The sequence below is a fragment of the Streptomyces yokosukanensis genome, assembly GCF_001514035.1.
In the GTDB taxonomy this organism is placed as follows: Bacteria; Actinomycetota; Actinomycetes; order Streptomycetales; family Streptomycetaceae; genus Streptomyces; species Streptomyces yokosukanensis.
The window spans coordinates 399,150-423,855 of sequence record NZ_KQ948210.1; the positions used below are offsets into that span (position 1 = coordinate 399,150).

The window sequence follows — 24,706 nt, forward strand, 5'->3', positions numbered from 1 at the left end:
CGGCATGAGCGAACTCGGCGCCCTCTCGGCCATCTTCGATCTCGACGGAACGCTGGTGGACAGCGAGCCGAACTACTACGAGGCGAGCCGACAGACCCTGGCCGAGCACGGCGTCCGGGACTTCAGCTGGGCGGACCACGAGGGCTACGTGGGCATCAGCACCCAGGAGACGGTGGTCAGCCTGCGGGCGCGCCACGGACTGCGCGCCTCGGTGGACGAACTGCTGGCCACGATGAACCGCCGCTATCTCGAACTGGCCCGCACCCGCACGCGCGCGTACCCGCAGATGCGCACGTTCGTGGAGCTGCTGGCCGCGCAGGGCGTGCCGATGGCGGTCGCCTCGGGTTCGTCCGCTGAGGCCATCGACGCGATTCTGGCGGGCACCGGCCTGGACGCGTTCCTGCGCACGGTGGTCTCGGCCGACGAGGTCCCGCGCGGCAAGCCCGCCCCGGACGTCTTCCTGGAGGCGGCCCGGCGGCTCGGCGCGGACCCCGCGCACTGCGTGGTGCTGGAGGACGCGGCGCCGGGCGCGGCCGCCGCCCACGCGGCCGGCATGCGGTGCATCGCGATCCCGTACGTCGCCGCACAGGCCGCCGCACCCGAGTTCGCCACCGCGAGCCTGCTGCTGCGCGGCGGCCAGCCGGAGTTCACCGCGCAGTCGGTGTACGCATGGCTGCGGGGGACATCCGCCTGAGCCGGGACACCCTTCCGGAGCAAGGGGGCGCTGCCGCGTGCGTCGGGGGCGGCCGTGCCCCGAAGGTGCGTCGTACCCGTCCGGCGACGGCGCGGCGGGCTGTTCCCGCCGTGCGCGGGGCGCGGTGGCTGCCTAGCGTGAGCCCATGACCACAGACCGAGCCGGGCCGGCCCGGCACGACCGCCGGTGGCAAGCGCTCGCCGTCTGTCTCACCGCGGCCTTCATGACCTTGCTCGACACGTCGATCGTGAACGTGGCGCTGCCGTCCATGGAGCACGGACTGCACGCCAGCACGGCCGACCTGTCGTGGGTGATGTCCGGCTACGCCCTCACCCTCGGCCTGGTCCTCGTCCCGGCGGGACGGCTCGGTGACCTGCGTGGGCGGCGCCAGACCTTTCTGACCGGGCTCGCGCTGTTCACGCTCGCCTCGGCGGCCTGCGGACTGTCCACCGGCGCCACCTGGCTGGTGCTGTTCCGGCTGGTCCAGGGGGCGTCGGCGGGCCTGATCGCGCCACAGACCTCCGCGCTGATCCAGCAGATGTTCCAGGGAGCGGAACGGGCCCGCGCCTTCGGCATGATGGGCAGCACCATCGGCATCTCCACGGCGCTCGGCCCGCTGGCCGGAGGTCTGCTGATCCAGGCGGCCGGCGGCCCCGACGGCTGGCGCTGGGTGTTCTACGTCAACCTGCCCATCGGGCTGGCCGTGTTCTGCGCGGGGCTGCGTCTGCTGCCCCGCTCCCCCGGCTCTTCGGACAGGCGCGAGTGCTTCGACGTACCGGGCGTCCTGCTCCTCGGCTCCGGTGTGCTCGCCCTGATGCTGCCCCTGGTGCAGCAACAGCAGTGGCACGGGCGGCTGAAGTGGGCCCTGTTCCCCGTCGGCGCCGGCCTGCTGGCCGCGTTCTGGGCGTGGGAGCGGCGGCAGGGGCGGCGCGACCGGGCGCCGCTGGTCGACCTGCGGCTCTTCTCGCTGCGCTCCTTCTCGCTCGGCGCGCTGCTGAGTCTCGTGTACTTCGGCGGCTTCACGACGCTGTTCTTCGTCTACACGCTGTTCCTGCAGAACGGCATGGGCTACGGCGCGCTCGCGGCGGGCCTGTCGTCCATGCCCTTCGCGGCGGGGTCGGCGGTGGGTGCCGCGGCCGGTGGGCGCCTGGTGGTGCGCTTCGGACGCAGGCTGGTCATCGCCGGCCTGTCCACGGTGGCGGTGGGGATGCTCGGCGTCGTCGCGGCCGTGCACTGGGTACCGGGGCGGGACGTGGCCTGGGCGGCCGCGCTGCCGCTGCTCGTCGCCGGCGTCGGCTCCGGCCTGACCATCAGCCCGAACACCACCCTCACGCTGTCCCTGGTGCCCGTGCGGCGGGGCGGGGCGGCGGGCGGGGTGCTGCAGACCGCGCAGCGCATCGGCTCGGCGGCCGGTGTCGCCGCGGTCGGCTCGGTGTACTTCGCCCAGCTGGCCAAGCGCGCGAGCCCCGCGACCGCCTTCCAGCACGGCCTGCTCACCGCTGTCGCCATCATCCTGCTGGCCCTCTGCCTGGCCTTCGCGGACCTCCGCGAACGCCGTTCCCGCCCGCAGCCGGAACAGCAGCGGGAGGCGGCACGGCAGGAGGCTTAGCCAGTGGTGGCGGGCGTCGCGCAATGCCCCGGCGGCTCGGGCGAGGACGCGGTCGCAGTCGTCGTCCCGGTCCTCACGACTTCCGGCGGGGCTTGCCCCGCCTCGGGGTCTGCTTCGCTCCCGCCGAGCGGGTGCCGCCTCCCGCCGCGCGGGCGCGAGGGGTGCGGCCCGTGGACTTCGCCGCCGGCTTCTGGCGGGTGCCCTTCGGCTCGGAGCGCTTCTGGTTCTGCTCGGCCGGGGGCTTGGCGCGGCCCCGGGTGCTGTTGACGCTGCGGCCGCGGACGATGCCGATGAAGTCCTCCACCAGGTCGGTGGTGGCCTCCTCCGGCCAGGACAGGGCGACGCTCGACTCGGGGGCGTCGGTGACCGGGCGGAACGTGAGGTCCTTGCGGTGGTAGAGGCGGGCCAGGGACTGCGGGACGACCAGGAGGCCGACGTTCGCGGCGACCAGCTCGATCGCGTCCGGTGTCGTCGCGGGCCGCTCGAAGGCGGGCTCGCCGGGCGGACCGTCCCAGTCGAAGACGTCGTCCATGGGGTGGAAGACCACCTCCTCGGCGAGGTCGGCGAGGGTCACCTCGTCCGCGGCCGTGATCAGGTGGTCCTTGGGGACGACGACCACCGTGGTCTCGGTGTAGAGGGGGATCGCGCTGAAGTACGTCCGGTCCACGGGAAGCCGTACGAACGCGGCGTCGGCCTCGCCTGCCCGCAGTACCCCGGACACCTCCGTGGCCGGGACCTGGACGAGGGTGAGCGGGATGTCCGGCAGGCGTTCGTTCCAGATCCTCACCCATTTGGCGGGTGTCACTCCGGGTACGTACGCGAGCCGGAACGACGGTGATTCCTCCGAGCCTGTCACCAGGCCAGGTTACCGGCCGTGGCCTGCTCTCCGTCACCGGCCGTGGTCGGCGACGCGGGGCGCGGCCGATACCCTGGACCTCATGAGTTCGCAGCAGAGCACCCAGACGATGAAGCCCGCGACCGCGGCGAAGAAGCTGGGTGTGTACCTCCCCGCCACCCCCGCCTCGTTCCAGGAGGGCGTCGTCACGCGCGCCGAGCTGAACGAGCTGCAGGCGAACCCGCCGCAGTGGCTGAGCGAGCTGCGGCGCAACGGCCCGCACCCTCGTCCGGTGGTCGCCGCGAAGCTCGGCGTGTCCATCGCCGGCCTCGCGCGCGGCGGCGTCACCGAAGCGCTGACCACCGAGCAGATCGAGGCGCTCAAGCAGGAGCGGCCCGAGTGGCTGGAGAAGGAGCGCGCCACCCAGGCCGAGGTCCGCAAGGAAGCCGTGCGGATCAAGCAGCAGAAGCAGGAGAAGGAGCAGCGCGCCGCCGAGCGCGACTGACCTCCTCCGCTCCCGCTCCCCGCTCTCTGTCGTTCGTCCACAGCGCCCTCCGCCCGTCGGAGGGCGCTGTCAGTGGTCTGCCCTACAGTTCCCGTCAATTGAGCAACGCGGGTGTGGGAGGCACGTCGGGGGTGGGTGTCGGCCGGCGACTACGAGGGCCACTCGAGCCGCTCCGGGCGGTGCCGGGCGGGCGCCGCCGTGCGGGCGGTCGGGGCCGTCCGGTGCTGTCCGGCACCGAGGCCGGTGGGAGGGCCAGGGCTGCGACACCGGGCGGGCCGCCGTTCCCCCGTGCCGGCGGCCCGCCGGGCATGCGTCCACCGAGCCGGTGCCGCAGGGTTGCAGTCTGCGGCAGCCGGCGGAGGCGGGGGTATGCGTAGAAGTACGTACGCGCGAGGCGAGGACGGGGTGCGGGACGACCGGAGGGGAAGCAGGTGGGGCTGCAAAGGGCCTACGAACGCATGACGGCCGTCGCCGTCGCCGCACTGCACGAGCGGGATCCCGCCCGTCTGTGGCCGATGCTCGCGGGCGCGCTGGCCGACCTGTGCGGCGGTGAGGCGGTCGTCCACAAGCTGGACGACTGGAGCGAGCGCGAGGGCACGATCGGTGTGGCGCCCGGGGGTGCCTCGGCCGAGCTGGAGCGGCTCGGGGACGAGGACCTGACCCTGCTGCGCGCGGGCTACCCTCTCGCCCACCACTACGCGAACCGGACCGACCGGTTGCCGGTCTCCGCACGCCGGGCTGCGGGCCGCGGCTGGCCGGACAGTGCGACGGCGCGGTTGCTCGGCGAGGTGTGGGACGTCGACCATGTCCTGGGTGTGCCGCTCCCCGAGAGCACCACGCCGATCACCGGCTGTCTGGTCTACCGCGCAGGTACGGACTTCACGGACGACCATCTCGCCATGGCGGAGCGCGCACAACCGCTGCTGGCGGGCGTCGAGCGGCAGCGGCAGTTGCTGGAGGGGTGGCGGCGCGTGCTCGGCCCGGCGCAGGCGCCGGACGCGCGGGCGGCGGACTGTGCCCTGACGCCGCGTGAGACGAGCGTCCTGCTGCTGCTCACCGACACGCTCACCGCCGACGCGATCGGGCGCCGCCTCGGCATCTCGGCCCGCACGGTGCACAAGCATGTCGAGAACATCTATCGCAAGCTGGGCACCCGGGATCGGCTCGGCGCCGTACTGCGGGCCCAGCGGCTCGGCCTGGTGCCACCGCCCGGTCCCCGGTGAGCCGGGGCCCGTCCTTCGGGACTCGTCACCCGCGAGGCTCCTCCCCCGGTCGCCCGCGAATCGCCTCCGCGCTGCCCGGAGTCAGCCGAGGAAGCTCAGGCGCACCGTGCGTTCGGGGTTGTCGCGGTTGGTGTCGACCAGGCAGACCGACTGCCACGTGCCGAGCTCCAGGCGGCCGGCGATCACCGGGAGCGTCGCGTGGGGCGGGACGATGGCCGGCAGGACGTGGTCGCGGCCGTGACCGGGGGTGCCGTGGCGGTGCTGCCAGCGGTCGTCGGCGGGGAGCAGGGTGTGCAGGGTGGCGAGGAGGTCGTCGTCGCTGCCGGCGCCCGTCTCCATGACGGCGATTCCGGCGGTGGCGTGCGGGACGAAGACGTTGAGCAGGCCGTCGCGGCCGGCCGCCGCCTCCCGCAGGAATTCCTCGCAGTCGGCAGTGAGGTCGACGACGCGCTCCCGGGAGCCGGTGGGGACGTTCAGCGTTCGGGTGGTGAAGGCATCTGGCATGCCCCCATCCTGACCCACGCACCGACTCTCACACTCTGTGGCACGATCGCCTTCTGATACGCACGGTCCACAGGTCGAGACACCGTTGACCACGGCGCGGCACGCTGGCTACGTTCTGCCGCATGTTGCGTTCAGCCCTGCTCACCACGCGCGGTCACATCGACCTGCTGCGGGTGGCCTCCGCCGCGTGTCGCCGCGGCCGCTGACGCCCTCTCGGATTCCCGCTCCTTCCTGTCTCGCCCTTCTCCGGGCTTCCCTGCCATACCCCTGACGTGCCCTTGAGGCAGGCATGAGGTGTCGGCGCCGATCCGCGCCTCCCCACCCAAACCCTTGCCCCAAACTCTTGCCCAACTCCTGCCCCACCCTCGCCCGTGTGGAGTGCTCATGAGCATCAGCCATGCCCCACCCAGCTCACCCGAGCCCGATATTTCGGCCATGTCCAAGTCCGAGCGTCCGGGTGCGGAGCGCCCTGGACCCGGCCCCCTCGACCTCCAGCCCGTCGTCCCCGCGTTCTCCCGCGGGTTCCGCGTCCCCCGCTGGGTGCGCCGCACCACAGGCCCGATCGTGCTGCTCGCCATGTGGCAAGTCCTCAGCGCCACCGGGGTGCTGACGTCCGATGTGCTCGCCTCGCCGGGCCGCATCGCCCAGGTCGGCTGGGACCTGGTGAGTGACGGTTCGCTGCCGACGGCCATGGGGACCTCGCTGCGGCGCGTCGCGTCCGGGCTGCTGCTCGGGACCGTCATCGGCACCGGACTCGCCCTGGTCTCGGGCCTGTTCCGGATCGGCGAGGACCTGGTGGACGCGCCGGTGCAGATGCTGCGGACGGTGCCGTTCGTCGGTCTCATCCCGCTGTTCATCATCTGGTTCGGCATCGGCGAGGCCCCGAAGACCGCCATCATCACGCTCGGAGTGACCTTCCCGATCTATCTCAACGTCTACGCCGGGATCCGCGGGGTGGACTCCCAACTCGTCGAAGCCGGTGAGTCGTTGGGGCTGTCCCGGTGGGGTCTGACGCGGCACGTCGTCCTGCCGGGCGCGCTGCCCGGCGCGCTCACCGGGCTGCGCTACGCACTCGGCATCGCCTGGCTCGCGCTGGTCTTCGCCGAGCAGGTCAACGCCGACGCCGGCATCGGCTTCCTGATGGTGCAGGCGCGGGACTTCCTGCGGACCGACGTGATCGTGGTCTGCCTGATCGTCTACGCCTTCCTCGGCCTGCTCGCCGACTTCGTCGTCCGCTCCCTCGAAAGGCTGCTGCTGCAATGGCGACCGACGTTCACCGGCCGGTGACCGCACACGCGGTCCGTGTCGAGGGGCTGACCCGCGCCTTCGACGGACGTGCCGTCATCGACGACCTCCGCCTCGACATCGCTCCCGGCGAGTTCGTCGCCCTGCTCGGCCGCAGCGGCTGCGGCAAGTCGACCCTGCTGCGCATCCTCGCCGGGCTGGACCGCGACATCCAGGGCACGGCGCTGGTCCCGCGCCGCCGGGCCGTCGCCTTTCAGGCACCCCGGCTCATGCCCTGGAAGAAGGTGTGGCGCAACGTGCTGCTCGGTCTGCCCGGCAGGCCCGAACGCGCCGTCGCCGAACGGGTCTTGGACGAGGTGGGCCTCGGTCACCGGATCGGTGCCTGGCCGAAGACGCTCTCCGGTGGCGAGGCGCAGCGCGCCTCCCTCGCCCGTGCTCTGGTGCGCGAGCCCGATCTGCTGCTGCTCGACGAGCCGTTCGGCGCCCTCGACGCGCTCACCCGGATCAAGGCACAGCGGCTGGTCGGGGAGGTGTGGCAGCGCCGCGGCTGCGCCGTGCTGCTGGTCACGCACGACGTCGAGGAGGCCGTGCTGCTGGCCGACCGGGTCCTGGTGATGGACGGCGGCCGGATCGCCCACGAGCAGCGCATCGACCTCGACCGGCCGCGCGGGATCACCGACCCCCGCTTCGCCGCGCTGCGTGCCGGGCTGCTGGAGCGGCTCGGCGTCGACACGGCCGCCGAGGCCTCCTGACCCCCCTGAAACTCCGCCACAGACCTGAAACTCCTGCACAGAAACGGAAACCCTGATGCGCCGACGCCTCGTCCCCAGCGCCTGGCTCCTCCCCCTCGCGCTTCTGCTCACCGCCTGCGGAGGGAACGCGTCCGCCGGCACCGGCACCGACGGGCAGGGGTCCGTCACCCTCGACGTCGGTGACCAGAAGGGCGGTTCGGAGGCCGTCCTGCGTGCCGCCGGTGAGCTGAAGAACCTGAACTACAAGATCAAGTGGTCGACCTTCACCTCCGGGCCGCCGCTGCTGGAGGCGGTCGACGCGGGGGCCGTCGACATCGGCGGCGTCGGCAACACCCCGCCCGTGTTCGCGGCCAGCGCCGGCTCGAAGATCTCCGTCGTGGCCGCCTGGCACGGCACCTCCAAGGGCGACGCGGTCCTCGTGCCGACCAACTCCAGGCTGACCGTGCCGAACCAGCTCAAGGGGAAGTCGATCGCGGTGGCGCAGGGTTCGTCGGCGCACTACCAGCTGATCGCCTCGCTCAAGGCCGCCGGGCTGGGCCTGTCCGACGTCCACGTCAAGTATCTCCAGCCGGCCGACGCCCTGGCCGCGTTCACCTCCGGCAAGGTCGACGCGTGGGCGGTCTGGGACCCGTACACCTCTCAGATCCTCAAGGCCGGGCAGGGCCGGGTGCTGACCACGGGCGACGGCATCACCAACGGGCTCACCTTCCAGGTGGCCGCGCCCTCGGCGCTCGGGGACCCGAAGAAGGCCGCCGCCGTCAAGGACTATCTGGCCCGGCTGCGACGCGCGCAGGTCTGGGTCTACGGCCATCAGCAGGAGTGGGCCAAGGTGTGGGCCAAGGACACCGGGCTGCCGTACGACGTGGCACTGGCCTCGGTGAAGCGAACCAACTCCACCCGTGTCGCGGTCGCCGTCGACAGACCGCTCGTCGCCTCCGAGCAGCAGATCGCCGACACCTTCACCGAGTTGAGGCTCATCCCGAAGAAGGTGGACTTCGGCGCCTTCGTGGACCCGCGGTTCAACGGCGACCTGCCGCCGTCGACGACTCCGGCGAAGAGCTGAGCGGGACCGCCACCACGGTTCGTTCGCCGCCCGGTGAGGGTCCCGCGAGCCGGCGGGTGCCGCTTGTGTGCCCGTGCGCCCCCTGGGTTACATGCCGATCCGGCCGGAGTCCTGGCCCGTGTGCCGCGTGGCATCGGCCTCCGCCGTCGGGGTCAACGGCACCTTCGTGTCCACGAAGACGACCTCGGTGTCGATGCGGTCACCCGGCTTCAGGTTCTTGGTCACCTGCTCCTGGAGCTCGGCGGGCAGGCCGTGGTGCAGACCCTGCGGCACGAGGGACATGGTGGCCGGGGCGATGGGCATGCCGAGGACCGTCCCGCTGTGGAAGAACGTGAACTCGTCGTAGTCCACATTGCGGTGGTAGGGAGGGAACTGCTCCGCGTCCGGGGCCGATTCGAAGGGGCGGGGGAGGAAATTGCCCACCATGAAGGTCGATGTGGCGAAGACGGCGTAGGCGGACGGCATGACGTGGATGCGGTCGCTCATGATCGGCCGGTAGTCGCGGATGTTCATCTTGAACGGAAACAGATCGCCCGACCAGCCTTCGACGTCGATGGGGTCGAGGTCGAAGACGACGGTGGTGTGTTCGCCGCGCATCTTGAGCCGGACCGGCCACTTTCCGTTCTCGTCGCAGCCGTCACCCAGCTCGTCCAGCTCCGGGGACGGTACGTACAGCAGCCCCGGGTCGAAGGGGGCGCGGCGGCCGAACGCACCGGTGTCGGCGAAGCCCAGCTCTTCGGCCGACTCGACGACGAGGAAGTAGTTCACGGGGCCGGCCGGGCGGATCCGGTAGGTGACGCCCTTCGGTACCAGGACGTAGTCACCGGGCTCGTACGGGATCGGCCCGAACTCGGTGTAGAAGGTGCCGGTGCCCTCGTGCACGAAGTACAGCTCGTCCCCGTCGATGTTGCGCGCCGAGTACGGCATGTTCGCGCTGCGCCGGCTGACCCAGATGGACAGGCCGGGGTTGTGGAACAGACGCAGTGGGCCGCCGCCGGGAAGGGCTCGGTCGGAGGGCTCCAGCAGCTGCCCGTCGTAATTGCGGTTTACCGCGCCCCCTCCGGCGCGCTTCCAGCGGGTCGGCTCGCTGCGCCGGTACAGGTACGCGTCACGTCCCTCGAAGCCCTGCCGCGTGATCATGTCCTCGTACAGGCCGCCCAGTTCGTGGCGTCCCGTCACCGCCTGGCGCAGCACTTTTCCTCGACTGTGATGAATCCAGGATCGCATCGGCCTGAGTTCCATCGGACTGCTCCCTTTCGCTCCGTGGGACCTCTCGCCCTGACGATGCACGCTGAAAGCCTCGCGCAGGAACGCCGTGGGGATCCCCGTAGTGGCAGGGAGACGTTGCGCCCCGCAGTCCAGACCCAGCAGCCCAGACCCCGCTGCCCAGCAGCCGCGACCCAGGCCCACGGCCCACGGCCCACGGCCCATAGCTCACGGCCCGAAGGCGGTTGGTTCCCCTCCGGGTGGGCGGTACCGGAACACCGGCTTCTCTCAGAGCCGGTGGGCTTCGTTTCCCCGGGCGAGGGCGCCGTCGGGGCCGGGAGGCGTGGGGCTCGCCTGCGTGCGAAGGAGGGCGTCGAAGGCCGCGGCGGTGCCCTTGTCGCTCGGCAGCCAGAGCTGGATCCAGTGGCTGGCCTCCCCCACGAAGAGGATCTCGAGCCGGATGTTCAGGTGCCCGGCCCGTGGATGCCAGAAGCGCTTGCCGGCCGGCCGTCTGGAGGCCACCGTGTGGGCCGCCCATCGTGAAGCGAACTCGGGTACCGCGTGCACGTCGTCGAGCAGGGCACGGAACGCGTCGTCGGATCCCCAGTCCGGCTCGGCGGCCCGTAGCCAGCCCACCACCTCGTCCGCCGTCTCCGCCCACGACGCATCGTCGAAGATACGGCGCGCCATGGGGTGCAGGAAGTGGTAGCGGGTGAGATTCGGCGGGTCCGTGTCCAGCACACCCAGTTGCCTGGCCACCGTCTCCCCCGCACGGTTCCATGCCACGACGTCGTAGACCGGCCCGAGCAGACACGCCGGAGTGGGATCCAGGCGGTCCAGGAGGTCGCGCACGCCGGGGCGCGGATCGTCACCGACCGGAGGAGGCGCGGGAAGGAGCATGGCGCTGTGCTGTCTCATGGCCAGCAGCGCGAGATGCCGCTTCTCGTCACTGGACAGGCGCAGCGCGTCGGCGAGCGCGGTGAGCACCGCACCGGAGGGGTTGGTGTCCCGGCCCTGCTCCAGGCGTTCCACGTACTCGACGCTCAGGTCGGCGAGTGTGGCCAGCTCCCCGCGGCGCAGCCCCGGCGTACGCCGCCGCCCCTGAGAGGTCAGCCCCACCGTCTCCGGCTTGAGCCGCTCCCGGCACGAGCGCAGGAACGCGGCCAAGCTGCTTGCGTGTGTCGTCATACGAGCCTGAACCCCCCAGATTTCGCCTTGTGTCGGCCATGCCCATGGAGCCTCACGGCACCGGAGCCCCTCAACGACTGTCGGCCGGCTCACCTATGGCGGCGAAGGCCTGTGCCAGAGCGTGCAGGTCGGAGCCCTCGAGATGATCCAGGAGATGGCGACGCCCACCATCCAGATTGCTCGGCCACCCCTCGCGCAGCCGGGCCAGGCCCCTGTCGGTGAGCACCGCGTGCCGGCCGCGGCGGTCATCCGTGCCGCGCACCCGTTCCACCAGGTCCCGCGCCTGCAGCCGCGTGACCACGTGGTATTCGGTCAGCGAGATCTGCTGCTCCTGCTGCATGGCGGCGTCCAGGGCTCTGGGCAGCACATGGACGATCCGGTCGATCGAGCGAACCAGGGCTTCCTCCGCAGTGTTCATCGGTCGGATCTTCCGCTGCTCGGCGGTCATGACACTATTTTTGATTGCTCCGGAAAGCGAATACAGACCCTTTCTTGCCGTGCCGGGCCGCGGGAAGATTCGCGCCGGGCTCCCGGTTGGTAGAAACGTGAACGAATCGCGTGAGGTCGAGGTCGTCGTCATCGGTGCCGGTCAGGCCGGGCTGTCCAGCGCCTATCACCTGCGGCGCACCGGATTCGAGCCGGACCGCGACTTCGTGGTCCTCGACCACTCCCCCGCGCCGGGCGGCGCCTGGCAGTTCCGGTGGCCCTCGCTGACGTACGGCAAGGTGCACGGGATGCACGCGCTGCCCGGCATGGAACTGACGGACGCCGACCCCGCGCGGCCCTCGGCGGAGGTGATCGGTGAGTACTTCGAACGGTACGAGCACGTCTTCGACCTGCGGGTGCGTCGACCCGTCGACGTACTGGCCGTCGGGGAAGGAGACGGCGGACGGTTGCGCGTGGAGACGTCGGAGGGCATCTGGTCCCCCCGGGCCCTGATCAACGCGACCGGCACCTGGGACCGGCCGTTCTGGCCGCGCTATCCCGGCCAGGAGACCTTCCGCGGACGGCAGTTGCACACCGCGCAGTACGCCGGGCCGCAGGAGTTCGCCGGGCAGCGGGTGGTGGTCGTGGGCGGCGGCGCCTCGGGCACCCAGCATCTGCTGGAACTGGCACCGTACGCGGCCGCGACCACCTGGGTCACCCGGCGGCCGCCGGTCTTCCGCGAGGGACCGTTCGACCAGGAGGCCGGCCGTGCGGCCGTCGCGCTGGTGGAGGAACGGGTACGGCAGGGGCTGCCGCCGCGCAGTGTGGTCTCGGTCACCGGGCTACCCCTCAACGAGGCCGTCCGGCAGGGGCTCGCGGACGGGGTGCTGGACCGCCGGCCGATGTTCGACCGGATCACCCCGGACGGTGTGGCGTGGGACGACGGACGGCACATCACCGCCGACGTCATCCTGTGGGCGACCGGATTTCGGGCCGCGCTGGACCATCTCCGTCCGCTGCGGCTGCGCGAGCCGGGCGGCGGGATCCGGGTCGAGGGCACCCGGTCGGCGGCCGATCCACGCGTCCACCTCGTCGGTTACGGCCCTTCGGCCAGCACCATCGGCGCCAACCGCGCCGGCCGCGCGGCCGTCCGGGACATCAGGGAATCGACGAGGGAATCGACGGCGGAGGAGCAGCCGGCCGCCGCCTGAGGCCCACCGGATCAGCGGACGGAGGACGCGCAAGTGGCCGGAGGACGCGCAAGCGGCCGGGTCCTGACTCGGGTCCGCTCCTGCTCCGCGCTCTGGTGGAGGGCGTTGACGTCGGCCACGTTGCGGTGACGGCCTGGCGGACGTCCGTCGCGTCGCGCTGCGCACAGGTAGCCCTCCGGGACGACCAGCGCAATGGGCGGTGGCTCCTCGGGTGCGCCGTCGGACGTCACGCCTCCTCTCAGCTCGCCGGTGCCAGCTGCGCGTCCCGGCGCACCAGCGCCGCGTACCGCCCGTCCAGCTCCAGCAGTTCCTCGTGGCTGCCGCGTTCGGTGACCCGCCCGGAGTCGAGGACCACGATCTGGTCGGCGCCGCGGATGGTCGACAGGCGGTGGGCGATGGTGATCGTCGTCCGGTCGGCCGACAGGGCGTCGATCGCCTGCTGGACGGCGGCCTCCGTACGGGTGTCGAGCGCGCTGGTCGCCTCGTCGAGAATGAGGACCGGCGGATCGCGCAGGATCGTGCGGGCTATCGCGAGGCGCTGCTTCTCACCGCCGGAGAAGCGGTGGCCGCGTTCGCCGACGACCGTGTCGTAGCCGTCGGGCAGGGCGGCTATGTGGTCGTGTATCTGCGCCGCACCGGCCGCCGCCCGCAGCTCCTCGTCGGTCGCGTCGGGCTTGGCGAAGCGGAGGTTGTCGGCGACCGAGGCGTGGAAGAGGTAAGTCTCCTGCGAGACGACGCCGACCGCGCGGGCGAGGGTGTCGAAGTCGAGGTCCCGGACGTCGACGCCGTCCACCGTGACACGGCCACCGGTGACGTCGTAGAGCCGCGGCACGAGATAGCCGAGCGTGGACTTGCCGGCTCCGGTCGGGCCGACGACGGCGAGGCTGCCGCCCGCGGGAACGGTGACATCGACACCGTCCAGGACGGGACGGGTCCTGTCGTCGTTGTCGTAGCGGAACTCGACGTCCTCGAAGCGGACTTCACCCTTGATCTGATCGAGATGCACCGGCCGCTCGCGCTCGGTGATGTCGATCGGCAGGTCCAGATACTCGAAGATGCGCTGGAAGAGCGCGAGGGACGTCTGGATCTGGACACCGGTCGCGAGCAGGCTCACGGCCGGGCGGAACAGCCCTTGCTGGAGCGAGACGAAGGCGACGATGGTACCGAGGGAGACCTTGGGGCCGCCGAACTGGAGGGCGAGGCCTGCGGTCCAGTAGATGACGGCGGGCATCGCGGCCATGACGATGGTGATCACGGCCATGCGCCAGCGGCCGGCCATGTTCGACTTCACTTCCAGGTCGACCAGTCGCTCGGACTCCTCCGCGAAGGACGCGGTCAGCGAGTCGGAGCGGCCCATGGTGCGGCCGAGCAGGATGCCGCTGACCGAGAGCGACTCGGTGACGGTGGCCGCCATCGCGGCCATCTGCTTCTGCCGCTGTGTGGTGATCTTCTTGCGTTCGTTGCCGACGCGGCGGCTTATCCAGACGAACGCCGGCAGCAGGAGCATCGAGACGATCGTGAGCCGCCAGTCGAGGGCGGCCATCGCGACGATGGTGGCGACGACACTGGTGACGTTGGAGACCAGGGAGGTGGCGGTGGAGGTGACGGTGGCCTGCATGCCGCCGATGTCGTTCGCGATCCGGGACTGGACCTCGCCGGTGCGTGTCCGCGTGAAGAAGGCCAGCGACATGCGCTGCAGGCGGCCGTAGACGGCGGTGCGCAGGTCGTGCATGACGCGCTGGCCGACGGTGGTCGAGATCAGCGTCTGGAGCACGCCGAAGACGCTGGAGAGGACCGCGCTCAGGATCATGCCGAGCGCGAGCAGGCTGAGCAGGCCGGTGCGGCCCTGGGGGATCGCGACGTCCAGGATCTCCTTGAGCAGGAACGGCGTGGCCACCGAGACCAGCGAGGAGGCGCCGACCAGCAGGCCGACGATCGCGAGCCGCCCGCGATAGGGACGGAAGAGCTTCAGGATGCGGCGCACCTGCCGGGGCTGTTCCTTGGCGTCGGCAGGCGGGGTCCAGGACGTTTCACGGTCGGGATGCATGGGCTCCTACGGAGGTGAACGGGCGCCGGCCGGAAGTCGGCCGACGATGACGAACGGATCATAGCTCATTGTTACCTATACTCACAATGAACGGCATCCTGATATTGTTCCCGCATGACCACCCCAGATCCCGACGGCCTGCTCGCCGAGCAGTTGCTACGGCTGACCCGCCGGGTGCACCGCATCCAGAAGCGCCATCTGGAACGGCACGAGCTGGGCGTCACCCCGGCTCAGTCCCGGCTGCTGCGCACCCTCGCGCACTACGCCTCGCCTCCGCGCATGGCCGACCTCGCCGAACGCCTGGAAGTGGTACCGCGGGCGGTGACGACGCTGGTCGACGGGCTGGAGGCCAGCGGGAAGGTACGGCGGGTGGCGGACCCGGCGAACCGGCGCGTGACCCGGATCGAGCTGACGGACGAGGGGCGCACGACCCTGCGCGAGCTGCGCGGCGCACGCCGCTCGGCGGCCGAGGAGATCCTCGCGCCGCTGACGGAGAAGGAGCGCCAGGTGCTCGGCGTACTGCTGGACACCCTGATCGAGAGGGACGGCGGCACGCCCTGCTGAGCAGCGCCGCCGCGCACGGAGCCCCGAGGGACACCGGGCCGTCGTACCTCCAGCCGGGCGGACCGCACACGGCCCCCGGCGCACGGCCCGCCGACCTCGGTCGGCCGGCATGCGGTCGGCCGGCATCGGTCAGCCCGCTTGCGACGCGGGCTCCTTGACGGCCTCCGCGCTCGTCCGCGCCCCCATGGCCGGTGCCGCCTGGACGCCTTCGTCGGACATGTCCGCGCCCTCCCCGTCCAGCACCTTCCTGGCCCGCTCGATGTCCAGCGCACCCTCCCAGCGGCAGACCGCGAAGACGGCGACGCAGTTGCCGAGCAGGTTGGTGGTGACCCTCATGGAGTCCATGATCCGGTCCACGCCGAGGAGCAGGGCGACGGCTCCGGCGGGGACGACGCCCAGCGAGGTCGCGGTCGCGGACAGCGCGAGGAAGGCCGAACCGGGCACGCCCGCCATGCCCTTGCTGGTCAGCATGAGCACGAGGACCACCGTGATCTGCTGCCCCAGGTCGAGGTCGACACCCACCGCCTGCGCGATGAACAGGGTGCCGACGGAGAGGTAGATCGAGGCGCCGTCGAGGTTGAAGGAGTAGCCGGTGGGCAGCACCAGGCCCACGGCGTCGTTCCGGCAGCCGGCCCGGCGCAGCTTCTGCATCATGCGCGGCATGACGCTCTCGCTGGAGGCCGTGCCGAGGGCCAGCAGCATCTCCGCGCGCGTATAGCGCACGAACTTGCCCAGGCTGAGCCCGGTGACCAACCGCAGCGCGACCCCCAGCAGCGCCAGGAAGGCGGCGGCGACGGCGTAGCACAAGGCGATGAGCTTGCCGTAGGTCGTGATGATCCCGAGGCCGTACTGGCCGACGAGGTGGACCATGGCGCCGAACACCGCGAGCGGGGCGAGCCGCATGACGAAGCCGACGACGGCGAAGACGACCTCCTGCGCCTGCTCGATCGCCGGCAGGATCAGCGGGACCTTGCCGGGGCCGAGGTGGAGCAGTGCCGCGCCGACCAAGCAGGCCAGGACGAGGACCTGGAGCAGCGCGTTGTCCGCGAAGGCGCCGACGGCGCTGTTCGGCAGGGCGTTCAGGACGAACTCGGTCGTGGACGGCAGTGCGCCGCCCTGGGTCTGCCGATCGACCGCCGAGGCGTCGAGCTTCGAGGCGTCCACATGCATCCCGGTGCCGGGACCGACCAGGTTCGCGGCGACCAGGCCGAGGGTCAGGGCGGCCGTGGACGCCACCTCGAACCAGATCAGGGCCTTCAGCCCGATGCGCCCGAAGGCCTTCAGATCACCGGCCTTGGCGATGCCGACGACGACCACGCAGAACACCAGCGGCGCGATGACCGTCTTGATCAGGCGCACGAAGCCGTCGCCGAGCGGCTGGAGAACCGTGGCCGACTCCGGCCACAGCTTCCCGACGGCGATGCCGAGCACGAGCGCGCAGGCGACCTGCGCGAAGAGGGACGTACGCAGTGTGCGTGCGACGCGTCGCGGCAGGGACGGTACGGACTGCGGCACGGGCACTCCTTGGGGGACGTCGGCACACAGAAGCTGGACGGGACTTCTGCGATACGAAAAAAGGCTTCCGCGTCGATCACTCTGGAGGTGCCGTTGATCCCCGCTGAGACACCCGTGTCACAGCCGTGTAAATCACCGCGCGCGTGGCGCACTGCGCATCCGTGCCCTCAACACCGCTCGCGGTCCTGCGTCAACACCCCCTGGACCGTGGCCAGCGAGCGGTCGTAGCAGCCGTCGGTGCCGTACAGCCGATAGCGCTCGCTCGACGTGCCGACCGCGTGCCGCTGGTCGCGCGGGACGTTGATCGTGTACGCCGCGTCGCCGCTGTAGGTGTCGTCCAGCCGCGACCACACGGTGCGCCGGCCGTCCCCCAGTTCCACGACGGACGCGCGGTCGCCGAGCGTCAGCACGGTGCGCAGCCGGTCGTCCGTGCCGATGGTCGTGGCGCCGTCCATGGTGTACGTCCGGTACGTGTGCGTCGTCCGGGCGGGACCGTCTCCGCCGACGGTGACCGTCTGGTCGTCGGACCACGTCGCGTTCAGCCCGTCCGTGTTCTCGCCGTCGGTCCACCGGTGGACGGAGGTGTCGGCGAGCGTGCGGGCGACCGTGGTGGTCACCCGGCCGTGCGAGGTGTCGACGTATCCGGACACGGTGAGCCGATGTCCGGCGTCGGTGTTCACACGGTTCTCCGAACCGGGCGTGTAGGTGGAGGAATTGGCGATGTCCGTCGCCCGGTGGACGGTCAGCGCGCCGGTGACGTGGGCCCGGTGCGCGTCCTGCCAGACCAGGACGTTCACCGGCGCACTCCAGCCCGACTGGCCTGCCGGCACGCCGACCACGGAGACGTCGACGCGGTGCGGACGGCCGTCGTCCAGCAGGCCCGCGAAGGGCGTGAGGTCGTAGGCGAGGGGCCGCACGTCGAAGGCGTGCGGCGCCGGAAGGACATACCAGAGGAAGGGGTTGGACCAGCCGCCGGTCCAGACGTTCGGGAACGGCGCGGCGATTCCGGCGAGTTGGCCGTCGATGCTGATCTGCACCTCGCGGTAAGGACCGTGATCGGCCTTGCAGGAGTACGACGCCGGGTCGGCCACGGTGAGGTACCAGAACTCCTCGCAGCCGCCGCCCGAACCGGTCGCGTAGACCTCGGCGACGATCCGCTCACTGTTGCGCGGGGTGGTGAGGGTCGCACCGTCGGGGGTGTCGGCGAGTGTGAGGACGCGGTCGGGGGTCCGCTCTGCGGGGCGGCCCGCGTAGAAGGTCAGGGTGACGTGCACATCGATGACACCGGTGTACGTGTCGTCCACCACGTTGCCGATCAGCATCTCGACGTCCTGCGCGCTGCGGAAGGTGTCGCTGTAGCGGGTCACGTCCTTCTCGACGTGCCATGCGATGCCGTCGGGCGAGGGCTCCGGCGTGGAGGTGCGCAGGATCTCGACCCCGCCGACATGCAGATAGCCGAGACGGTCGTACTGACGGCCCTTCACCTTGCCGTCGAGCCGCAGGACGACCTTGCTCCAACGGTCGCCGCAGCCCTGGGGCGGGGTGTAGGCACCTCGGTACGGCGTGAAGTCGCGGAACTGGACGTCGGCGAGGGTGACCTGACACGACGTGGCGTGGGGCCGGTCGACCGGGGGTGCCGCGGTGACCGGGTCGTGCCAGTCGGTACCGAACTCGGGCGGAACGTCGGCCGCTTGGGCGGCAGCGGCGCCTCCGGTGCCGAAGAACGCGCTCACCAGAAGGGTCACTCCGGCGAGCATGGACATGACTATCCGTCTACTCATGGCCGGTGTTCTACGGGGATTCGGGGCTCGGCCGCAATGACGCCTCGGGAGGAACGGCGCGATCGGGCACAGGTGCCGGCGCGCCAGGCGCGCAATTCCTTTCTGCCGCCCGTCACCGTCACTATCACCATCACCGGGATGCGGCGCCGGATCCTTGGGCCCGCCGACGCACGCGGACCGTCGTCCGACGGGTGGCCGGACGACGCCTCCGGTCGATGGCGACGGCGTAGTCGAAGCCGAAGTCGCGATGCTCCTCGGTCCCGCCCTTCCGGCCATTGCGAGCGGGCCGGTCGTGGGGCACTCGAGGCGCAGTCGACGTCCTCGGGCTCCGCTCGGCCGGCCGCGAGAGCCCTCCGACCCAACGGAGCGAGTCGGGCCGGACGCGTCGGTGCCACAGGCGGACGGGGCGCCGCAGGAGTCCCGAAGTCCGTCACCACGACGACCTCAGGCCCCCGACCGGCCGTCCCGACCGGCCGCTGCGGGTCCGTCGAGGCTCGCCGGCCAAGCCGGACCCGTGCTCCGTGGCCGCGCGCCCCATTGGCCTGAAGCCAGTTGATTGCACCGCTCCGTCAGGAAAACCGTTTGAAATTCACCACTCGGCGACGCGAACCTTTCACGGCTTGTCACCGCTCTCCGCCGCCTCCCCGTGCTTCCCCACCTCCCCCACCCCTTCCTGACACGAGCCACTGGACGTCATGCAGATTCAAGACCTTCCGTACTCCGATCCGGGCATCCCGGACGCACGTTCGGGCCCCCGATTCCTGTGGTGGCTCTGGCGGAACCAGCTGGGCGGACAGCTGAAGTCGCTCGCCTGGGGCCTGCTGCACTTCGTCGCCGTCTCGGCCCTGCCCTTCTGTGTCGGCCTCGCCGTCCAGGCGGTCGTCGACCGCTCCGGCACCCGGCTCGCCCTGACGGGTGGTCTGATGCTGCTGTGCGGTGCGGGCATCGCCGTCGGTGACACCTTCCTGCACCGCACCGCCGTCACCAACTGGATCACGGCCGCCGCCCGCGTCCAGCAACTGCTGGCACGCCAGGCCACTCAGCTGGGCTCCGCCCTGAGCCGACGCGTCGCCGCCGGCGAGGTGGTGGCCGTCTCCACCGGCGATGTCGAGAAGATCGGCTGGTTCGTCGAGGCGGTCTCCCGGTTCACCGCCGCCGCGCTGACGGTCGTGGTGGTCTGTGCCGGCCTCGCCCTCTACCAGCCGGCCCTGGGCGTGGTCGTCGCCGTGGGACTGCCGGTGGTGGCCCTCGCGGTGCTGCCGCTGCTGCCCCGGGCGACTCGCCGCGCCGACGTACAGCGCGAGAAGGCGGGCCGGGCCACCGAGCTGGCCTCGGACACGGTCGCCGGGCTGCGCGTACTGCGCGGCATCGGCGGTGAGGAGCTGTTCCTCGACCGCTACCGCCGCGCCTCGCAGGAGGTGCGGCACGCCGCGGTGCGCAGCGCCCGGATGTGGTCGCTGATCTCCGCCGTCCAGGTGCTGTTGCCCGGACTGCTGCTGATCGCCGTCGTCTGGCACGGCATCCACCTGGCCCGGCAGGGCCGCATCACCGTCGGTGAACTCGTCACGGTCTACAGCGCGGTCATGATCCTCAACTATCCGCTACGGCACTTCGAGGAGATCGCCATGGCGTACTCCTTCTCACGCCCGTCGGCCAAACGGGCGGCGCGTGTGCTGTCGCTGCAGCGGTCCACGGCCGCGGCCACGGCCACCGCGGGCACTGGCGAGGCCGAGGTGCCGGCCGGGGACCTGTACGACCCCGACACCGGTCTGCTGGCTCCCGCCGGGCGTCTCACCGCCGTGGTCTGCGGCGACCCGGACGCGGCGGGCAGGCTCGCGGAGCGGCTGGGCGGCCACGCGACCGAGCCGGGCCGCTCGGTGCTGCTCGGCGGCGTCGCCCTGGACGAGCTGTCCCAGGACAGCGCCCGTACCGCCGTCCTCGTCCAGGACAAAGACCCGGTACTGCTGTCCGGAACGCTGCGCGAGCTGCTCGACGTGCCCGCGTCCGGAGCCGTGCGGGCCGCGGACGCGCTGGCCGCGGCACAGTGCGACGACGTTCTGGAGGCGCTGGTCCAGGGGTCGCTGGACGCCGCGGACCCGATGGACGCGCGGATCAGCGAGCGCGGGCGGTCCCTGTCCGGTGGCCAGCGCCAGCGGCTGGCGCTGGCTCGGTCGCTGATCACCGATCCCGAGGTGCTGGTGCTGGACGAGCCGACCTCCGCCGTCGACTCGCACACCGAGGCGCGGATCGCCGACGGGTTGCGCCGGCTGCGCTCGGGGCGCTCCACGGTCGTGTTCACCTCCTCACCGCTGCTGCTGGACCGCGCTGACCAGGTCGCCCTGGTCCACGAGGGCGAGGTCGTCGCAGTCGGTGCGCACCGCGAGCTGATCGACGGCGACCCGCGATACCGGGCCGTGGTCACCCGGGAGACGGACGACGAACTGGCCGCGGCCGACGCAGGTGCCCTGGTGGGCGCGGGCCAGGAACGGAACGAGATCGAGGAGAGCACATGATCGGCGTTGCGCCGCCGGCATACGACCCGGCGGCCCCGACGACCGCCACCACCCTGCCCGTCGGCGCGGCCTCGACCGTGCGCGCCTATGTCGCCGAGCTGTTCCGCCGGCACCGCCGGGCGTTCCTCCTGCTCATCGGTGTGAACACGGTCGCCGTGATCGCCTCCATGGTGGGTCCGTACCTGGTCGGCGGCTTGGTCGAGCGGGTCTCGGACCGGTCGCGGGAGCTTCATCTGGGCTTGACCGCCGGGCTGTTCCTGTTCGCGCTGGCCGTGCAGGCCGTGTTCGTACGGCAGGTGCGGCTGCGGGGCGCGATGCTCGGCGAGCGGATGCTGGCCGATCTGCGCGAGGACTTCCTCGTCCGCTCGGTCGGGCTTCCGCCGGGCGTGCTGGAACGGGCGGGCACCGGTGATCTGCTCTCGCGCATCACCACCGACATCGACCGCCTGGCCAACGCGATGCGCGAGGCCGTGCCGCAGCTGGCGATCGGCGTCGTGTGGGTCCTGCTGCTGCTCGGCGGGCTCGTCGTGACGGCTCCGCCGCTGGCGGCCGCCGTACTGCTCGCCGTACCGGTGCTGGTGGCCGGCTGCCGCTGGTACTTCAAGCGAGCGCCCGCCGGCTACCGCTCCGAGGCCGCCGGATACGCGGCCGTGGCCGCCGCGCTCGCCGAGACGGTGGACGCGGGCCACACCATCGAGGCGCACCGCCTCGGTGCCCGCCGTGTCGCCCTGTCGGAGCAGCGGATCAAGGAGTGGACGGCCTGGGAGCGGTACACGCTCTGGCTGCGGTCCGTGCTCTTCCCGGTCATCAACACCGTCCACGTCATCGTGCTCGGCTCGGTCCTCATGGTCGGCGGGGTGTTCGTCCTGCACGGCTGGATCGGGGTGGGGCAGCTGACCACGGGCGCCCTCCTCGCGCAGATGCTCGTCGACCCGGTGAACCTGATCCTGCGCTGGTACGACGAGGTGCAGGTCGCCCAGGTGTCGCTGGCCCGACTGGTCGGGGTGCGGGACATCGAGCCGGACGCCGGGGACGCCTCGCTGGCACCGGAGGGGCGGGACGTGCTCGCCGACCGGGTGCACTTCGGCTACCGCGAGGGCGTCGACGTGCTGCGCGAGGTGTCCCTGGAGGTCGCCCCGGGCACCCGGCTGGCCCTGGTCGGCCCCTCGGGCGCGGGCAAGTCCACCCTGGGCAGGCTGCTCGCCGGGATCTACACACCCCGCGACGGCCGGATCACCCTGGGCGGCGCGGAACTGTCCCGGATGCCCGCGGAACGCGTCCGGTCCCACGTCGCCCTCGTCAACCAGGAACATCACGTCTTCGTCGGCTCCCTGCGGGACAACCTCCTGCTGGCCCTCCCCCACTCGCGGCTCGGTTCGAGCGGCGTGCCCGCCGTCGGCAGCCACGACGCCGAGCTGTGGGCGGCTCTGGCCGCGGTCGACGCGGACGGCTGGGCGCGAGCCTTGGACGACGGCCTGGACACCGAGGTGGGATCCGGCGGTCTGGCGCTGACCCCGGCGCAGGCCCAGCAGATCGCGCTGGCCCGGCTGGTGCTGGCCGATCCGCACACCCTGGTGCTGGACGAGGCGACCTCGCTGCTGGACCCGCGCGCGGCCCGGCATCTGGAACGCTCCCTGGCCCGGGTCCTGGACGGCCGCACGGTGGTCGCCATCGCGCACCGCCTGCACACCGCACATGACGCCGACGTGATCGCCGTCGTGGAGAGCGGTCGGATCAGCGAGCTGGGCAGCCATGACGATCTGGTCGCGGCGGACGGCGCGTACGCGGCGCTGTGGCGGTCCTGGCACGGGTGAGGATCCGGTCCGGGCACGGGCCGACCGGTGCCGGGCCACGGCGCTCGCCGGCCGTGCCCGGGGCTGCCGGGTGAGGTCGGGCAGGTGTGCCGTGAGGCCTGTCGGGTACCGGTACACGGGTGCGAGCCCTGACCGGCGGCCGTGCCGTTGCGCGGTCCCGAGCAGGGGTGGAAGGCTGGAAATCGGCACCGGCTCGGGGAACGCCTCGAATCCACCCGGTTCGCGGCGTGCGGCACCCGTGCCGCGCGTGCCGACGGCCCGCCACCCGCTGCGGAGGGACATGGCCGTCCTCACCACCTGGAGGTACTCGTGGACAGCGCCGACAGCTGGGGGGACGACGTCTACCAGCCCGATTCCTCGGAGATCCGCGAGGACTCGGGGGTACTCGACGTCGAGGACACACTGGACTCCGACGGTGTCGGGGACCCGCTCGACCGGGGCTGGTCGCCTCCTGAGCGCCCCTGGGCGGTGGAGCACATCGGTGTGACGGCGGCCGAGCGCCAGGCGGGCGAGACGCTCGACCAGCGGCTCTCCGAGGAACTGCCCGATCTTGCCACGCCTGACGGCGACGACCTCGGTGACTGCGCCGAAACCGACGGGGAACTCCTGGACAACGAGGTCGGCAACCTCCGCTCCGGCCGGCTGGTGGCCCCGGACGAGGGAGCGCACGAGGACGAGGAGGCCGCCCTCGTCGCGACCGACGTCGGCATCGACGGCGCCGCCGCCTCCGCAGAGGAGGCCGCGATGCACATCGTCGACGAGGACTTCCTGTCCGGCTGATCCGCGCAGTCCGGCTGACCCACACGGTCCGGCCGACCCGCACACCCCCTGCCCGACCGCCCCGCACAAGGAGCCGCCATGCAGCAGGACAAGCATCCCGACTACCGCCCCGTGGTCTTCCGCGACCGCGCCGCCGGCTACGCGTTCCTGACCCGTTCGACCGCGCAGAGCGAGCAGACCATCGAGTGGGACGACGGCCAGACGTACCCGGTGGTCGACGTGGAGATCTCCTCGGAGAGCCACCCGTTCTACACGGGCAAGGCCCGCACGGTCGACACCGAGGGCCGCGTCGCCCGCTTCGAGCGCCGGTACGGCGGGGCGGAGACGGACGAGGCGCCCTGATACCGCGGGGCACCCCGGGTCGTGCGACGGGTGCCCCGGACGGGAACGGCGCCTCAGATCACGTTGAGGGCCGCCGCGCAGCCCACGCCGCCGAGCAGCATGAACACCGGCATCAGCACCTTCAGCTCCACCCAGCTTCCGGCGCGGAACCGCATCACCTTGGGCGGCCCGATCGGGTACCAGCGCTTGCGGCCCAGCGGGATGGGCCACAGGATCGGGCAGCCGGACACGGTCAGCGCGTCCCCGAGGTCGTGCACCAGGGCGCCCAGCACGATCGGCAGCCCCAGCCACAGGTAGCGCTGGTCCGGCGCCGTGAACAGCCAGTCGGAGCCGTTGCCGGGCTTGTCGAGGATCTCCGCGAGGATCCAGGCGCTGGTCGCCGCCAGCAGCCAGACGAGGATGTCGCTGCTGGAACCCCGGGCCGCCCGCCAGAGCAGACCCTCGATCGCCAGCACCATGTGCACGAAGAGGATCGCCAGCACTGCCCAGCGGCCGCCCGCGATCGCCACCGCCGAGCAGCCGGCGCCGAGCAGGACCGCCCACAGCCAGGTGTGCGTCAGCGTGCGGTGGCCGCCGTTGCGGCGCGGGTCGCCCTTCATCCTGGTCGCCTTGTAGACGGCGTAGGACAGCTTGTCCACGATCTCGCAGGTCCAGTGGGAGATCGGACCGAAGGAGCGCGAGATGGTCGCCGCCTTGTGGTCGAGGTCCGGGGCGAGGGCGGCACCGGCACAGATCAGAGCCCCGACGAGGAGAACCGGCCAGGGCATCGGGTGCCCCGCCGCCGCGGCGGCGGCTCCGACGCCGAGCCAGGCCGCGGCCCCCGACAGTGAGTGTGCTGGTCCCATCATGGCCGCTTCCCGCTCCATTCCTTGTGTGCCGCTGTCCAGTT

The 24,706-nt window shown here is 71.7% G+C and carries 23 protein-coding genes; 14 read left to right on the forward strand and 9 right to left on the reverse strand.

The window, feature by feature from the left end:
• Positions 1-4: 4 nt before the first annotated feature.
• Positions 5-694, forward strand: a complete 690-nt coding sequence (locus AQI95_RS14590; protein ID WP_067122506.1) for an HAD family hydrolase — start codon at positions 5-7, stop codon at positions 692-694.
• Between the two features lie 145 nt (positions 695-839).
• The gene (locus AQI95_RS14595) at positions 840-2,303 is read left to right on the forward strand and encodes an MFS transporter (RefSeq protein ID WP_067122509.1); all 1,464 of its coding nucleotides are present in this window, start codon (positions 840-842) and stop codon (positions 2,301-2,303) included.
• 73 nt (positions 2,304-2,376) lie between these two features.
• Here AQI95_RS14595 and AQI95_RS14600 read toward each other — a convergent pair whose 3' ends face one another.
• Positions 2,377-3,159, reverse strand: coding sequence for a LysR family transcriptional regulator substrate-binding protein (locus AQI95_RS14600; protein WP_208614174.1), 783 nt, complete (start codon positions 3,157-3,159; stop codon positions 2,377-2,379).
• 82 nt (positions 3,160-3,241) lie between these two features.
• On the opposite strand from AQI95_RS14600, the gene AQI95_RS14605 reads away from it, so the two are divergent.
• Together AQI95_RS14605 and AQI95_RS14610 are read left to right on the forward strand one after the other, a co-directional pair.
• Positions 3,242-3,643 (forward strand): DUF5997 family protein, encoded by a 402-nt coding sequence (locus AQI95_RS14605; protein ID WP_067122515.1) that lies wholly within the window; start codon positions 3,242-3,244, stop codon positions 3,641-3,643.
• 431 nt (positions 3,644-4,074) lie between these two features.
• Positions 4,075-4,866 (forward strand): helix-turn-helix transcriptional regulator, encoded by a 792-nt coding sequence (locus tag AQI95_RS14610; protein WP_067122518.1) that lies wholly within the window; start codon positions 4,075-4,077, stop codon positions 4,864-4,866.
• Between the two features lie 81 nt (positions 4,867-4,947).
• Here AQI95_RS14610 and AQI95_RS14615 read toward each other — a convergent pair whose 3' ends face one another.
• On the reverse strand, positions 4,948-5,370 hold the full coding sequence (locus AQI95_RS14615) for a secondary thiamine-phosphate synthase enzyme YjbQ (protein ID WP_067122521.1): 423 nt from the start codon (positions 5,368-5,370) through the stop codon (positions 4,948-4,950).
• 122 nt (positions 5,371-5,492) lie between these two features.
• Between AQI95_RS14615 and AQI95_RS50360 the strand changes: the two genes are divergently transcribed.
• The 4 genes from AQI95_RS50360 (at position 5,493) to AQI95_RS14630 (ending at position 8,430) form a co-directional block, all read left to right on the forward strand.
• Positions 5,493-5,576 carry a putative leader peptide gene (locus AQI95_RS50360; RefSeq protein WP_313884353.1) on the forward strand — a complete coding sequence of 28 codons (84 nt, stop codon included), beginning with the start codon at positions 5,493-5,495 and terminating at the stop codon, positions 5,574-5,576.
• Between the two features lie 178 nt (positions 5,577-5,754).
• Positions 5,755-6,657 carry an ABC transporter permease gene (locus tag AQI95_RS14620; RefSeq protein ID WP_067122524.1) on the forward strand — a complete coding sequence of 301 codons (903 nt, stop codon included), beginning with the start codon at positions 5,755-5,757 and terminating at the stop codon, positions 6,655-6,657.
• Complete coding sequence (locus AQI95_RS14625) at positions 6,630-7,367, forward strand: ABC transporter ATP-binding protein (RefSeq protein ID WP_067122528.1); 738 nt, start codon at positions 6,630-6,632, stop codon at positions 7,365-7,367. The genes AQI95_RS14620 and AQI95_RS14625 overlap by 28 nt, the downstream gene beginning before the upstream one ends.
• 55 nt (positions 7,368-7,422) lie before the next feature.
• A complete protein-coding gene (locus tag AQI95_RS14630; protein ID WP_067122531.1) occupies positions 7,423-8,430 on the forward strand; it encodes an ABC transporter substrate-binding protein in 1,008 nt (335 codons plus the stop codon).
• An 87-nt stretch (positions 8,431-8,517) separates the two neighbouring features.
• Here the strand turns inward: AQI95_RS14630 and AQI95_RS14635 are convergent, their stop codons facing one another.
• The 3 genes from AQI95_RS14635 to AQI95_RS14645 form a co-directional block, all read right to left on the reverse strand.
• The gene (locus AQI95_RS14635) at positions 8,518-9,624 is read right to left on the reverse strand and encodes a homogentisate 1,2-dioxygenase (RefSeq protein WP_244188742.1); all 1,107 of its coding nucleotides are present in this window, start codon (positions 9,622-9,624) and stop codon (positions 8,518-8,520) included.
• Between the two features lie 300 nt (positions 9,625-9,924).
• Positions 9,925-10,824: a helix-turn-helix domain-containing protein gene (locus tag AQI95_RS14640; RefSeq protein WP_079071254.1), complete on the reverse strand. Its 900-nt coding sequence runs from the start codon at positions 10,822-10,824 to the stop codon at positions 9,925-9,927.
• 70 nt (positions 10,825-10,894) lie between these two features.
• Positions 10,895-11,272: a helix-turn-helix domain-containing protein gene (locus tag AQI95_RS14645; protein ID WP_067122534.1), complete on the reverse strand. Its 378-nt coding sequence runs from the start codon at positions 11,270-11,272 to the stop codon at positions 10,895-10,897.
• Between the two features lie 97 nt (positions 11,273-11,369).
• On the opposite strand from AQI95_RS14645, the gene AQI95_RS14650 reads away from it, so the two are divergent.
• Complete coding sequence (locus AQI95_RS14650) at positions 11,370-12,461, forward strand: NAD(P)-binding domain-containing protein (protein ID WP_067122537.1); 1,092 nt, start codon at positions 11,370-11,372, stop codon at positions 12,459-12,461.
• Positions 12,462-12,699: 238 nt separating this feature from the next.
• On the opposite strand, the gene AQI95_RS14655 is transcribed toward AQI95_RS14650, so the two are convergent.
• Complete coding sequence (locus AQI95_RS14655) at positions 12,700-14,508, reverse strand: ABC transporter ATP-binding protein (protein ID WP_067122540.1); 1,809 nt, start codon at positions 14,506-14,508, stop codon at positions 12,700-12,702.
• A gap of 114 nt (positions 14,509-14,622) precedes the next feature.
• Between AQI95_RS14655 and AQI95_RS14660 the strand changes: the two genes are divergently transcribed.
• A complete protein-coding gene (locus AQI95_RS14660) occupies positions 14,623-15,072 on the forward strand; it encodes a MarR family winged helix-turn-helix transcriptional regulator (RefSeq protein WP_067122544.1) in 450 nt (149 codons plus the stop codon).
• Positions 15,073-15,201: 129 nt separating this feature from the next.
• On the opposite strand, the gene AQI95_RS14665 is transcribed toward AQI95_RS14660, so the two are convergent.
• Together AQI95_RS14665 and AQI95_RS14670 are read right to left on the reverse strand one after the other, a co-directional pair.
• Complete coding sequence (locus AQI95_RS14665; protein WP_067122547.1) at positions 15,202-16,587, reverse strand: cation:dicarboxylate symporter family transporter; 1,386 nt, start codon at positions 16,585-16,587, stop codon at positions 15,202-15,204.
• A 167-nt stretch (positions 16,588-16,754) separates the two neighbouring features.
• On the reverse strand, positions 16,755-18,368 hold the full coding sequence (locus tag AQI95_RS14670) for a peptide-N4-asparagine amidase (protein ID WP_244188743.1): 1,614 nt from the start codon (positions 18,366-18,368) through the stop codon (positions 16,755-16,757).
• Positions 18,369-19,063: 695 nt separating this feature from the next.
• Here AQI95_RS14670 and AQI95_RS14675 point away from each other — a divergent pair.
• From AQI95_RS14675 to AQI95_RS14690, 4 genes are all read left to right on the forward strand, one after another.
• The gene (locus AQI95_RS14675; protein ID WP_067122553.1) at positions 19,064-20,881 is read left to right on the forward strand and encodes an ABC transporter transmembrane domain-containing protein; all 1,818 of its coding nucleotides are present in this window, start codon (positions 19,064-19,066) and stop codon (positions 20,879-20,881) included.
• On the forward strand, positions 20,878-22,695 hold the full coding sequence (locus AQI95_RS14680; RefSeq protein ID WP_067122556.1) for an ABC transporter ATP-binding protein: 1,818 nt from the start codon (positions 20,878-20,880) through the stop codon (positions 22,693-22,695). Before AQI95_RS14675 ends, AQI95_RS14680 begins: the two co-directional genes overlap by 4 nt.
• A gap of 309 nt (positions 22,696-23,004) precedes the next feature.
• A complete protein-coding gene (locus AQI95_RS14685) occupies positions 23,005-23,475 on the forward strand; it encodes a DUF5709 domain-containing protein (protein WP_067122559.1) in 471 nt (156 codons plus the stop codon).
• A gap of 78 nt (positions 23,476-23,553) precedes the next feature.
• The gene (locus AQI95_RS14690; protein WP_067122563.1) at positions 23,554-23,817 is read left to right on the forward strand and encodes a type B 50S ribosomal protein L31; all 264 of its coding nucleotides are present in this window, start codon (positions 23,554-23,556) and stop codon (positions 23,815-23,817) included.
• Between the two features lie 53 nt (positions 23,818-23,870).
• Here the strand turns inward: AQI95_RS14690 and AQI95_RS14695 are convergent, their stop codons facing one another.
• Positions 23,871-24,665, reverse strand: a complete 795-nt coding sequence (locus AQI95_RS14695; protein ID WP_067122568.1) for a metal-dependent hydrolase — start codon at positions 24,663-24,665, stop codon at positions 23,871-23,873.
• Between the last annotated feature and the right edge of the window lie 41 nt (positions 24,666-24,706).

What these genes read in the sequence shown, in the direction of transcription:
- AQI95_RS14590 (WP_067122506.1), top strand. Translation starts at nt 5, where the DNA reads ATGAGCGAACTCGGCGCCCTCTCGGCCATCTTCGATCTCGACGGAACG.
- AQI95_RS14690 (WP_067122563.1), top strand. Translation starts at nt 23,554, where the DNA reads ATGCAGCAGGACAAGCATCCCGACTACCGCCCCGTGGTCTTCCGCGAC.
- AQI95_RS14630 (WP_067122531.1), top strand. Translation starts at nt 7,423, where the DNA reads ATGCGCCGACGCCTCGTCCCCAGCGCCTGGCTCCTCCCCCTCGCGCTT.
- AQI95_RS14695 (WP_067122568.1), bottom strand. Translation starts at nt 24,665, where the DNA reads ATGATGGGACCAGCACACTCACTGTCGGGGGCCGCGGCCTGGCTCGGC.
- AQI95_RS14660 (WP_067122544.1), top strand. Translation starts at nt 14,623, where the DNA reads ATGACCACCCCAGATCCCGACGGCCTGCTCGCCGAGCAGTTGCTACGG.
- AQI95_RS14675 (WP_067122553.1), top strand. Translation starts at nt 19,064, where the DNA reads ATGCAGATTCAAGACCTTCCGTACTCCGATCCGGGCATCCCGGACGCA.
- AQI95_RS14620 (WP_067122524.1), top strand. Translation starts at nt 5,755, where the DNA reads ATGAGCATCAGCCATGCCCCACCCAGCTCACCCGAGCCCGATATTTCG.
- AQI95_RS50360 (WP_313884353.1), top strand. Translation starts at nt 5,493, where the DNA reads ATGTTGCGTTCAGCCCTGCTCACCACGCGCGGTCACATCGACCTGCTG.
- AQI95_RS14625 (WP_067122528.1), top strand. Translation starts at nt 6,630, where the DNA reads ATGGCGACCGACGTTCACCGGCCGGTGACCGCACACGCGGTCCGTGTC.
- AQI95_RS14645 (WP_067122534.1), bottom strand. Translation starts at nt 11,272, where the DNA reads ATGACCGCCGAGCAGCGGAAGATCCGACCGATGAACACTGCGGAGGAA.
- AQI95_RS14605 (WP_067122515.1), top strand. Translation starts at nt 3,242, where the DNA reads ATGAGTTCGCAGCAGAGCACCCAGACGATGAAGCCCGCGACCGCGGCG.
- AQI95_RS14655 (WP_067122540.1), bottom strand. Translation starts at nt 14,508, where the DNA reads ATGCATCCCGACCGTGAAACGTCCTGGACCCCGCCTGCCGACGCCAAG.
- AQI95_RS14670 (WP_244188743.1), bottom strand. Translation starts at nt 18,368, where the DNA reads ATGAGTAGACGGATAGTCATGTCCATGCTCGCCGGAGTGACCCTTCTG.
- AQI95_RS14680 (WP_067122556.1), top strand. Translation starts at nt 20,878, where the DNA reads ATGATCGGCGTTGCGCCGCCGGCATACGACCCGGCGGCCCCGACGACC.
- AQI95_RS14640 (WP_079071254.1), bottom strand. Translation starts at nt 10,824, where the DNA reads ATGACGACACACGCAAGCAGCTTGGCCGCGTTCCTGCGCTCGTGCCGG.
- AQI95_RS14595 (WP_067122509.1), top strand. Translation starts at nt 840, where the DNA reads ATGACCACAGACCGAGCCGGGCCGGCCCGGCACGACCGCCGGTGGCAA.
- AQI95_RS14615 (WP_067122521.1), bottom strand. Translation starts at nt 5,370, where the DNA reads ATGCCAGATGCCTTCACCACCCGAACGCTGAACGTCCCCACCGGCTCC.